This window comes from Lacisediminihabitans sp. (assembly GCF_036404185.1).
Classification (GTDB): domain Bacteria; phylum Actinomycetota; class Actinomycetes; order Actinomycetales; family Microbacteriaceae; genus Lacisediminihabitans.
The window spans coordinates 1-10,180 of record NZ_DASWPB010000101.1 but is presented as its reverse complement, the minus strand read 5'-3'; the positions used below and the strand labels follow the sequence as shown (position 1 = coordinate 10,180).

The window sequence follows — 10,180 nt, the reverse complement described above, 5'->3', positions numbered from 1 at the left end:
GCCGTCGCATCCGTCACGAAGGTGCCCTTCGGAACCGAGCCCTGGCAGTCGTAGATCCGCAACGCGGCCGTCGAGCCTCCCCGGAAGGCGACGGTGATGTTCGTCGCCAGTCCGCCGGTGCAGGCGTCGTTGAGCGCGGGGTTGACGTGCTCCAGGTCGATCGAGTACTTCTTCACCAGGGAGTCGAACCGGTGGATGCGCACCGGATCGCGCACCAGGTGCCTGCTGTCCTCGAAGTCCGGCACCGCCTGGGACTGCACGAAGCTCAGGCTCTCGATGGGTTTTGCCGGGGCGGGCACGACGAAGACGTGAAAGACGAACAGGACGGCCAGCACGATCGCCACGAGCAGGGAGGCCCAGGCGAAGAGCCGGTTGGGACCGCGCACCTCAGGCGGTTCCGGCGAACGACGCCAGCGCTGCGCTCACGTTCAGCGAACCGTTGTTGCCCGGATCCACGAACACGACGTAGACGAATCCGACCACCGCGGCGATCGCGACGACCAGCGCCACCACGATCAGCACTCGGAACGGATTGGACACGCCTTCGATCCTACCGAGGGCCCTCCCGGAACGCCCCTACCTGGTGGGAATGCTCCGGATGATGAGCGCGGTCGCGAGGGCCGCCGAAGCCGCCTCCGCGCCCTTGTCCTCGCTCGAGCCGGGCAGCCCGGCGCGGTCGAGACCCTGCTGCTCGTCCTCGAGGGTGAGCACGCCGAAACCGATCGGCTTGCCGGTTTCGATCGCCACCCGGGTGAGGCCGCTCGTCGCGGCATCGGCGACGAACTCGAAGTGCGGGGTTCCCCCGCGGATGATCACCCCGAGGGCCACGACCGCGTTCGCCCCGTTGACGAGCGCCGCCTTGCTGACGACGGGCAGCTCGAAGCTCCCGGGGACGCGGATCTCGGTGATCTCGGCGCCAGCGGCCTCGAGCACCCGGCGTGCCCCGGCGATGAGCCCGTCGGCGATCTTCTCGTGCCAGCGTCCGGCGACGATCGTGACCTTGAGTCCCGTTCCGTCGGTGGTGATCTCCGGTGCTCCGTCTCCACTCATGCGAGGTGTCCTTTCGGGGTTTCGAGGATGCGCCGCTGTGCCGACGCGGCCCGTTCCAGTTCGGTGTCGTTGGGCAGGATGTGTCCCATGCGGTCGCGCTTGGCCTCCAGGTAGCCCTCGTTCAGGCTCCCGACGCCGACGACGAGCGGGACCTGCTCCGTCACCGTGATCCCGCGCTCCCGCAGTTGCCGCAGCTTCTCCGGGTTGTTGGTGATGGCGCGGACCTCGGAGATGCCGAGGTCCTCCAGGATAGCGACCGCGGCGCCGTAGTCCCGACCGTCGATGGGGAAGCCGAGCGCGACGTTGGCGTCAAGGGTGTCCAGTCCGTCCTCCTGGAGGCGGTACGCCTTGAGCTTGTTGATCAGGCCGATTCCCCGGCCCTCGTGACCGCGCATGTAGATGACGACGCCGCCCTCGTCCCTGATCTGCTCGAGCGCCGCATCCAGCTGGGGGCCGCACTCGCACTTGAGCGAGCCGAAGACCTCGCCGGTCAGGCATTCGGAGTGCACCCGGATGAGCGTGCCGTTCTTCGGGTCCCCGGAGATGATCGCCAGGTGGTCGGCCCCGGTCATCCGGTCCCGGTAGGCGCGGAAGCGGAAGGTGCCGTGGGTGGTGGGGATGTTCGTCTCCACCTCGAAGATCACCCGCGAGGTCTCCGGGATCGGAACGGCCACCGGCACCGTCCCGTCGCCGTGGTTCGCGTTCAGGTAGGCGATGAGGGACTCGATGGTGACGACCTCGACCCCCTCGCGCTCGCCGAGCCGGATGAGGGCGGGCAGGCGCATCATCTCGCCGTCCTCCTGCACGATCTCGGAGATCGCGGCGACCGGGGTCAACCCGGCCAGCTTGAGCAGGTCGATGGACGCCTCGGTGTGGCCGTCGCGCTCGCGCACGCCGCCGTCGAGCGCGCGCAGCGGCATGATGTGGCCGGGGCGGTGCAGCGAGGACGGCTCCGAGTGGAGGTCGGCGAGCACGCGGAGGGTGTGCGCCCGGTCCGCGGCACTGATGCCGGTGCTCAGGCGATCGGATGCGTCCACGCTCACGGTGTAGTTCGTGCCGCGCGGGTCCTGGTTGTTGGCGACCATGACCGGCAGCTCGAGCCGGTCGGCGATCTCGTTGGTCATCGGTGCGCAGATGAAGCCGGAGGAGTGGTTCACGAGCCAGGCGATCCACTCCTGGTTCGCGAACTCGGCGGCCAAAACGACGTCGCCCTCGTTCTCGCGGCTCTCGTTATCGACGACGATGATGGGGCGGCCGGCGCGAAGGGCGTCGAGCGCTGTGGGGATGTCGGCGAGACTCATGACTCGCTCCTTCCGTTGGTACTGCTGGATTCGGTGACCGACATCAGGCGCGCGACGTGCCGCGCCAGGATGTCCGTCTCGATGTTGACCTCGTCACCCGCGGCCTTGAGGCCGAGGGTGGTGACCGCGAGCGTCTCCGGGATCAGGGACACCTCGAACCAGTCGTCGCCGACCGCGCTCACGGTGAGGGAGACCCCGTCGACGGCGATCGACCCCTTGCCCGCGACGAGCGGGGCGAGCTCGGGGGAGAGGGTGAACCGCAGCACCCGCCAGGCCTGACCCTCGACGATCGTGAGCAGTCTGCTCGTCCCGTCGATGTGCCCCTGCACGATGTGGCCGCCGAGGCGGTCCCCGACCTGCGCCGCGCGCTCCAGGTTCACCCGGTCCCCCGGCGACGGCGCCGTGAGGGTGCTCATGGCCATCGTCTCCGCCATGACGTCGGCGGTGAACCAGTCCTCGCCGCGATCGACGATGGTGAGGCAGACGCCGCTCACCGAGATGGAGTCGCCGTGGCGCGCATCCGAGACGACGAGCGGGCCGCGGATCGTGAGCCGGCCGGCATCCGCCGTCGGGTTCCACTCGACGACCTCGCCGAGCTCTTCGATGATTCCGGTGAACATTACTGGGAGCCTTCCCTGGGTCGGGCGACGATCAGCAGGTCCTCGCCGAGTGATTCCATCGAGTCGACGATGAGTCGTCTCGCGTCCGCGATCGTGTCGACCCCGATGTCGCCGAGGGCGAGCCGGCCGCCGCCGAGCAGGACCGGCGCGAGATAGATCAGATACTCGTCGACGAGTCCCGCCGCGACGAGCGCGCTCGTGAGCGTCGGGCCCCCCTCGACGAAGACGTGACGGATGCCCCGCTCGAACAGCTCCGCGAGGATCCCCTCCAGGTCGCGGCTCGCCGTCAGGAGCACCGGCTGCGGATGCTCGAAGACCTTGGCGGTGACGGGGATGGGGCGCTCGCCGATCACGACGGGGATTGGCTGGTGCGGCATGAGCTCTCCGGCATCGCCCCTCGCCGTCAGCGCGGGATCGTCGGCGAGGACGGTGCCGGTGCCGACGAGGATGGCATCGGCGAGCTCGCGCTGCTCGTGCACCCGCTGCCTGGCGGCGGTGCCGGTGATCCACCGGCTCGTCCCGTCGCCGGCCGCGGCTCGGCCGTCGAGGCTCGAGGCCCACTTGACGCTGACGAAGGGCCGGCGAAGCCTCGTGGCGGTGAGCCAGACGCGCATGGCCGCGGAGACCTCGTCGGCAAGCACGCCGGACTCGACCACGATGCCGGCCGCGCGCATCCGGTCCGCTCCGCCACCGGAGGTGGCACCGGGGTCGGAGACCGCGTAGACGACCCTGCCGATGCCGGCCGCGATGAGCGCCTCGCTGCACGGGCCAGTGCGGCCGGTGTGGTTGCACGGCTCGAGGGTCACGACGGCGGTCGCGCCGCGGGTGTCTTCGGGTCTCAGCTTCGCCAGGGCGTCGACCTCGGCGTGGGGCGTCCCCGCGCCGCGATGCCAGCCCTCGGCGAGGAAACGCTCGTCGTCGCCCGCCGCGAGGATGACGCATCCGACCTGGGGGTTCACCCCGTAGGCGGGGCCGTGCGCGGCGAGGGAGAGCGCATGGCGCATGGCCCGCTCTATCGCTGTCTCGGTCATCCGGTCCTCTGTCCGTGGGGGACGGGCTCCGGGCTCCGATCGACGCTGTCGACCCGCACCACCGGTCGACGGAGATCGCCAATGCGTGGTGCGCGTGCTTCCTTCCATCCGGACTGAGAGGCCATCGACCTCATAACCGTCGGTCTCGGAATTCCACCGAATCAACCGTCGCTCTCGATCACTCGAAAACGGCGGGTCGCGGACTATCACCGCCGGTTCGGATTTTCACCGACCCCGGAGCACGTTCTTTACTTCTTACGAGTGTAGTCAACGCGATGTCGGGTCGGATATTCCCGCCCGGTCGCCGCCCGTGAGCAGCTCGGCCGCCGTGACCTCGTCGACCACGAGGTCGGTGATGAGCCCGCCGGCCAGCGCTCCCCGCAGGGCGGGCAGCTTGGCCCGGCCGGAGACGACGCAGATGCGGCGCGGAACCGCCTTGAGCACGGCCAGATCGGGACCGCTCGACCGATCGTTCAGCGGGATGTCGTCGGAGCTGCCGTCGGCGCGGAAGAACATCGTCGCGACGTCCCCGACGACCCGGGACCGGGTGAGCGAGTCGTAGTCCGAGCGATCGAGGTAGCCGCCGGCGTAGACGTGGCTCGGCACCTCGGCGTTCGGGGACCCGATGCCGAAGAGCGCGATGTCCATCCTCTTCTGCAGCGCGAGCACCCTGGCGGTGCTGCGTTCACGCCAGAGCGCCGCCTTGGTGGCCGGGTCGTCGAAGAACGCCGGCACCGGGAACTGCTGCACCATCGCACCGAAGGCCACCCCGAACCTGCCGATGATCTCGCTCGCGTAGCCGAGCCCCGTGGTGTGGGCGTTGCCCGCGCCGTTGAGTTGAACGACCTGGGTGCCCCGCACCGGCTTGTGCACGAGGTGCCTGCTGACCGAGGCGATCGTCGCCCCCCAGGCGACGCCGAGGATCATGTTGGAATCGACGAAGTCGGTGAGAATTCGTGCAGCAGACAGCGCCACCCGCTCCAGGCGGTCGAGATCGGTCGCCGCGTCGTTCGCCGGGACGATGTGCGCCGTCAGCCCGAAGCTGTCGTGCAGCTGGTGCTGCAGCGCGGACAGCTGGTCGAGCGGGGAGTTCACCCGGATCTCGACGAGGCCGGAATCGCGGGCGAATCCGATGAGACGGGAGACCGACGACCGGGAGATCCCGAGCTCGAAGGCGATCGAATCCATGGTCAGGTTCTGGATGTAGTAGAGGTGCGCGGCCCGGAGCGCCTCCGTCACGCGCCGCGAGTCCCGAGCGGACTCGTCCGCGGGTGAATCGGCCATCTGCACATCCGTTCAAAACCGGTGAAAAGACTCCCGTGTGGCTCACTATGAGTTTAGACGCCCGAGCCAGCGGGTGGATGAAGAGGAAGACGAATCACCATGGACAACAACAGAGCAGATGTTGCACAGCTGAAGGCCCACCCGCGTTCGCAGGTGCTGGTCATCGGCGGGGGGATCAACGGAGCGTCGACGTTCCGGGAACTCGCGCTGCAGGGCGTCGACGTCACGCTCATCGAGAAGGCCGACTACATCTCCGGAGCCTCCGCCGCCTCGTCGCACATGATCCACGGCGGCGTCCGCTATCTCGAGAACGGCGAATTCCGCCTGGTCCGCGAGGCCGTTCAGGAGCGCAACCGCCTGCTCAAGACCGCGCCGCACTACGTCAAGCCGCTGCCGACCACCATCCCGATGTTCTCCACCTTCTCCGGGATCACCGCCGCGCCGCTGCGGTTCCTCACCCACAAGCAGCGGGCCACCACCGAGCGCGGCGCCCTGCTGATCAAGGTTGGGCTCATCCTCTACGACTCCTTCTCCCGCGATGGGGGAAGCGTCCCGCGTCACCAGTTCCACGGCCGCCGCAAGTCCCTCGAGTCGCAGCCGCAGCTGAACAAGAACGTCAAGTACACCGCGACCTATTACGACGCCGCGATGAACTTCCCGGAGCGCCTTGGGCTCGATGTCCTGCTCGACGGCCGACTCGCCGGCGACAACGCGCGCAGCGCCAACTACGTCGAGGCGATCGGAACGGTCGACGGCGGCGTGCTCGTGCGGGACAAGATCAGCGGCGACGAGTTCGTGCTCTCCGCCGACGTGGTCATCAACACCTCCGGCCCCTGGACCGACCTGACCAACGACGCCCTCGGCATCCCGACCCGCTTCATGGGCGGCACCAAGGGCTCGCACATCGTGCTCGACAACCCCGAGCTGTTCTCGGCGCTCAAGGGACGCGAGCTGTTCTTCGAGAACGACGACGGCCGCATCGTGCTCATCTACCCGATCAAAAACCGGGTGCTGGTCGGCACGACGGACACGGACGCCGATCCGCGCGAACCGCAGTACGCCACCGAGGACGACGTCAGCTACTTCTTCCACCTCGTTGCCCACGTGTTCCCCGACGTCGTGACCGACCGCAGCCAGATCGTGTTCCGCTTCGCCGGCATCCGCCCGCTTCCGCGGCACGACGACGAGACCCCCGGGTTCGTCTCCCGCGACTACCGCATCGAACAGGGCACCTTCGGCTCCGCCGCGCTGCTCAGCCTCGTCGGCGGCAAGTGGACCACCTTCCGCGCCCTCGGCGAGCACATGGCCAACGAGGCCCTCGCGCTGCTCAAGAAGGAGCGCACGGTGTCGACCACGGCGCTGGCCATCGGCGGCGGCAAGGGCTTCCCGACCACGGAGGCTGCCCGCCAGGCCTGGGCCACCGCGAACTCCGCCGGCCTGCCGACCGAGCGCGCCCTGCAGCTGCTCGAGCGCTACGGCACCCGCGCGACCGGGTTCATCCAGGCGATCGTCGCGGAAACCACCGACCACGTGCTGACGAGCACCGACAGGTATAGCACCGCGGAGATCAATTACATCCTCGACAACGAGCTCGTCGTACATCTCGACGACCTGGTGCTTCGCCGCACCGATCTCGCCTTCATCGGCCTGCTGACCGCCCCGATCGTCGAGGAGTTCGCCGACCTGCTGGCCGCCCGCCTCGGCTGGAGCACCGAGCAGCGCGCCCAGGAGGTCACTCGCCTCGAGAAGGGACTCAGCGAGTTCCACGGGGTGACCTTCAGCGAGACCGGCGCCGCGATCGGGCACTAGCCCGCTCGGGTACCCAGCGCTGCTGCGTCCGGTCGATCTGGCACAGGTCGGACGCAGCTCCCGCGTCACCGTCCCGCGGCTCGTCCGCGCGTCCCCGGCCTGGTCGCCCGTGCGGCCTGCCCGCTGACCGTCCCCGCCGGGTTGTGGCCGCCCGCCCCTCGCGTCGCTCGCCTGCCTGCCGCGCATAACTCCTGCAATTCCCGCCGAGCCCGCCGGTAGACCCCGCTTTTCCGGGGCGCCGGGCGTCCGCCTCCGCGAATTGCAGGAGTTATGCACAGACGGACGGCGGGACGACTGGTGAACAGTTTTCCGTTGCCGCCCTTTTCGGTCCGGGCGCGGGTCCGACACTTCTGGGCATGGGATGGAACGAGGTGTTCGATGAGTACGGCATAACGATCGCCAGCCGGGAGCAGTTGCGAGCAGCAGGAGCCACGGGACGCGGTCTGACCGCGGCCGTGCAGACCGGCACGTTGATCCGGATCCGCCGTGACCACTACGCGCTTCCCGGCACGGCCCGGCTCATCCAGCAGGCCGTTCGAGTGGGCGGCCGAATCGGATGTGTGTCAGCGCTGAGCCTCGCCGGGGTGTTCGCCTTCGACAGCACCTTCCCGCATGTCCACCTGGATCGGGCGGCCTCGAGGTGTCGCTCCCCGCGCAACCGGTTCCTACCGCTGAGTGAGGACAACAGGGACGGCGCCGAGTTGCACTGGTCGCCGCTCGTCGCGCCCGACGAGGCCACCGAGTTCTCGGTCGGAATGCTGGATGCTCTCCACCAGGCCGTCCGCTGCCAGTCACCGTGGCTGGCGATCGCCTCCCTCGACAACGCGCTCCACCTCGGGAGAATCGGCGAATCGGAGCTGAATGAGCTGTTCCGGCGACTCCCCGAGCGGTTCCGGCCGTTGCGCGCGCAGGTCGACGGTCGCAGCGAGGCCGGGCAGGAGACGGTGCTGCGGCTGATCATGCGGTCCGCCGGTCTCGACTGCCAGCTGCAGGTGGTGATCGACGGGGTCGGCCGGATCGACATCCTCGTGGAGGGCATCCTCGTGCTGGAGGCCGACAGCCGGCTCGCCCACGACGGGTGGGAGCTGCACGTGCGCGATCGCAATCGTGATCTCGACCTGGCCAGACAGGGGTACATGAGCCTGCGTCCCGTCTACAACCGCACGATGTACTACCCGAACGACGTGCTCGCGGCGGTGCTCAACCTGCTGGCCGCCTGGAACCACCACCGCGTCGTCATCCTCTAGGGCCGTCTGCTCTCCGCGTCTGGCGCACACGTCCGTCGCGCGCGTAACTCCTGCAGTTTTCCCCGGGATCGTGCGACTTCGGCCCAATGCGGGTGGCAACAGGCCCGAATTCCGCCACGGGCCGCAGCACTGCAGGAGTTATGCACGGCGTCGGGCGGAGAGAGGGGAGGGCCCGGGCACCAAGCGGCGGCCGATGTCAGCGGTGTCGTTGAGGTCGAACAGCCCGACCGCCGGGAGCATCACTCCGGCCAGCCGGTTCGAGGCTCGTGGGGATCTCCCGTCTTCAGCACCCCGTGCCAGGACAGCGGGTTCGTCCCGTCGCGGTGGGTCAGCGTCGTCGGCCGCTCGCCCGTGTAACGGAAACCGGCCTTCCTCGCGACCGCGGCCGAGGCGAGGTTCCCTGCGACGCATTCCCAGAGGATCTGCTCCACCCGGCGGTTGGCGAACAGCCAGTCGTCGACGGCGTTGACGGCCTCGGTCATGAGCCCGGCACCGCGGTGCGGTCGTCCCAACCAGAAGCCGATGTCGCCACGGCCGGCACGCCAGCCGATGACCCCGAGGAGCGGCTCGCCCTCTCCCGACCGAAGCGCCCAGGTGAGTTCGCTTCCGTCCGCCCAACCGTCCGGGACCAGACGGTTCAGGAAGAAGTCGGCATGTCGATCCTCGTAGGGCCACGGCAAGGTCATCAACCTCTCGAACAGCGGGTCACGGCAGTACTCCACAACGCGCTCGCGATCACCGATGACCGGGGGATCCAGCCACAGCCTCTCGGTCTCGATGACCGCAGTCCGCATGCTCACCTCCTGGGCAGGAACCCGATGCGGTCGTAGACCTTGGCCAGGGTTGCGCCGGCGACCTCGGCCGCGCGGTCGGCATTGCCTGCCAGCACGCGGTCCAGCTCGGCCGGGTCCGCGGTGAGCTCGAGCACGCGCTCCCGCATCGGCGTGAAGGTCTCGACGACGACCTCGGCGAGGTCCTTCTTGAGATCGCCGTATCCGCGGCCGGCGTACCGATCTTCGAGGGCGGGGATCGGGATGTCCGTGAGCGCCGAGTAGATGGCCAGCAGGTTCGAGACGCCCGGCTTCTCCACCCGGTCGAAGCGCACCTCGCGGCCGTCGTCCGTCACGGCGCCGCGGATCTTCTTCGCGGTGACGGACGGCTCGTCGAGCAGCCACACGATCCCGGCGGGGGACTCGGCCGACTTGGACATCTTCGAGGTCGGGTCCTGCAGGTCGTAGATCTTGGCGCTCTCCTTCTGGATGCTCACCTCGGGAACCACGAAGGTCTCGCCGAAGCGGGCGTTGAACCGCTGGGCGAGGTCGCGGGTGAGCTCGAGGTGCTGGCGCTGGTCCTCACCGACCGGGACGACGACGGAGTCGTAGAGCAGGATGTCGGCGGCCATGAGCATCGGGTAGGTGAACAGCCCGACGCTGGTGGTGTCGGCCCCGCGCTTGGCCGACTTGTCCTTGAACTGGGTCATCCGGCTGGCCTCGCCGAAGCCGGTGATGGTGTTGAGCACCCAGGCGAGCTCGGCGTGGGCCGGCACGTGGGACTGCACGAAGAGCGTCGACTCGGCCGGATCGATGCCGGCGGCGATGTACTGGGCCACCGTCCTGCGGGTCTGCTCGCGGAGCAGCGCCGGCTCCTGGGGCACGGTGATGGCGTGCATGTCGACGACGCAGAAGTAGGCGTCGTGCGTCCGCTGCATCTGCCTCCACTGCACGATGGCCCCGATGTAGTTGCCGATGTGCAGCGAATCGGCGGAGGGCTGGATGCCGGAGAACAGGCGGGGTTTGGAACTCATGGTGACGGGTCTTTTCTGATGAACACGAACGATG

The 10,180-nt window shown here is 68.7% G+C and carries 11 protein-coding genes and 1 riboswitch; of the genes, 2 read left to right on the top strand and 9 right to left on the bottom strand.

Annotated elements, in window-relative coordinates; all coding sequences use genetic code 11:
* From VGC18_RS07060 to VGC18_RS07030, 7 genes are all read right to left on the bottom strand, one after another.
* A partial coding sequence (locus VGC18_RS07060) for a hypothetical protein (RefSeq protein WP_331095679.1) occupies window positions 1-386 on the bottom strand: 386 nt, incomplete at its 3' end.
* A gap of 1 nt (window position 387) precedes the next feature.
* The gene (locus VGC18_RS07055) at window positions 388-540 is read right to left on the bottom strand and encodes a hypothetical protein (RefSeq protein ID WP_331095676.1); all 153 of its coding nucleotides are present in this window, start codon (window positions 538-540) and stop codon (window positions 388-390) included.
* Window positions 541-576: 36 nt separating this feature from the next.
* The gene (gene ribH, locus VGC18_RS07050; protein ID WP_331095674.1) at window positions 577-1,050 is read right to left on the bottom strand and encodes a 6,7-dimethyl-8-ribityllumazine synthase; all 474 of its coding nucleotides are present in this window, start codon (window positions 1,048-1,050) and stop codon (window positions 577-579) included.
* Window positions 1,047-2,351 (bottom strand): GTP cyclohydrolase II, encoded by a 1,305-nt coding sequence (gene ribA, locus VGC18_RS07045; protein ID WP_331095672.1) that lies wholly within the window; start codon window positions 2,349-2,351, stop codon window positions 1,047-1,049. Before ribA ends, ribH begins: the two co-directional genes overlap by 4 nt.
* Window positions 2,348-2,971, bottom strand: coding sequence for a riboflavin synthase (locus tag VGC18_RS07040; RefSeq protein ID WP_331095670.1), 624 nt, complete (start codon window positions 2,969-2,971; stop codon window positions 2,348-2,350). Before VGC18_RS07040 ends, ribA begins: the two co-directional genes overlap by 4 nt.
* Complete coding sequence (gene ribD, locus VGC18_RS07035; protein ID WP_331095668.1) at window positions 2,971-4,002, bottom strand: bifunctional diaminohydroxyphosphoribosylaminopyrimidine deaminase/5-amino-6-(5-phosphoribosylamino)uracil reductase RibD; 1,032 nt, start codon at window positions 4,000-4,002, stop codon at window positions 2,971-2,973. Before ribD ends, VGC18_RS07040 begins: the two co-directional genes overlap by 1 nt.
* Window positions 4,003-4,093: 91 nt before the next feature.
* A riboswitch (FMN riboswitch) is annotated at window positions 4,094-4,248 on the bottom strand.
* A gap of 21 nt (window positions 4,249-4,269) precedes the next feature.
* Window positions 4,270-5,286, bottom strand: coding sequence for a sugar-binding transcriptional regulator (locus VGC18_RS07030; protein WP_331095666.1), 1,017 nt, complete (start codon window positions 5,284-5,286; stop codon window positions 4,270-4,272).
* Window positions 5,287-5,385: 99 nt separating this feature from the next.
* On the opposite strand from VGC18_RS07030, the gene VGC18_RS07025 reads away from it, so the two are divergent.
* Together VGC18_RS07025 and VGC18_RS07020 are read left to right on the top strand one after the other, a co-directional pair.
* Entirely contained in the window at window positions 5,386-7,095 is a 1,710-nt protein-coding gene (locus tag VGC18_RS07025) for a glycerol-3-phosphate dehydrogenase/oxidase (protein WP_331095664.1), read from the top strand.
* Window positions 7,096-7,451: 356 nt separating this feature from the next.
* A complete protein-coding gene (locus VGC18_RS07020; RefSeq protein WP_331095662.1) occupies window positions 7,452-8,342 on the top strand; it encodes a hypothetical protein in 891 nt (296 codons plus the stop codon).
* A 239-nt stretch (window positions 8,343-8,581) separates the two neighbouring features.
* Here the strand turns inward: VGC18_RS07020 and VGC18_RS07015 are convergent, their stop codons facing one another.
* Window positions 8,582-9,136, bottom strand: coding sequence for a GNAT family N-acetyltransferase (locus VGC18_RS07015; protein WP_331095660.1), 555 nt, complete (start codon window positions 9,134-9,136; stop codon window positions 8,582-8,584).
* A 2-nt stretch (window positions 9,137-9,138) separates the two neighbouring features.
* On the bottom strand, window positions 9,139-10,146 hold the full coding sequence (trpS, locus tag VGC18_RS07010) for a tryptophan--tRNA ligase (protein ID WP_331095681.1): 1,008 nt from the start codon (window positions 10,144-10,146) through the stop codon (window positions 9,139-9,141).
* Window positions 10,147-10,180: the final 34 nt, after the last annotated feature.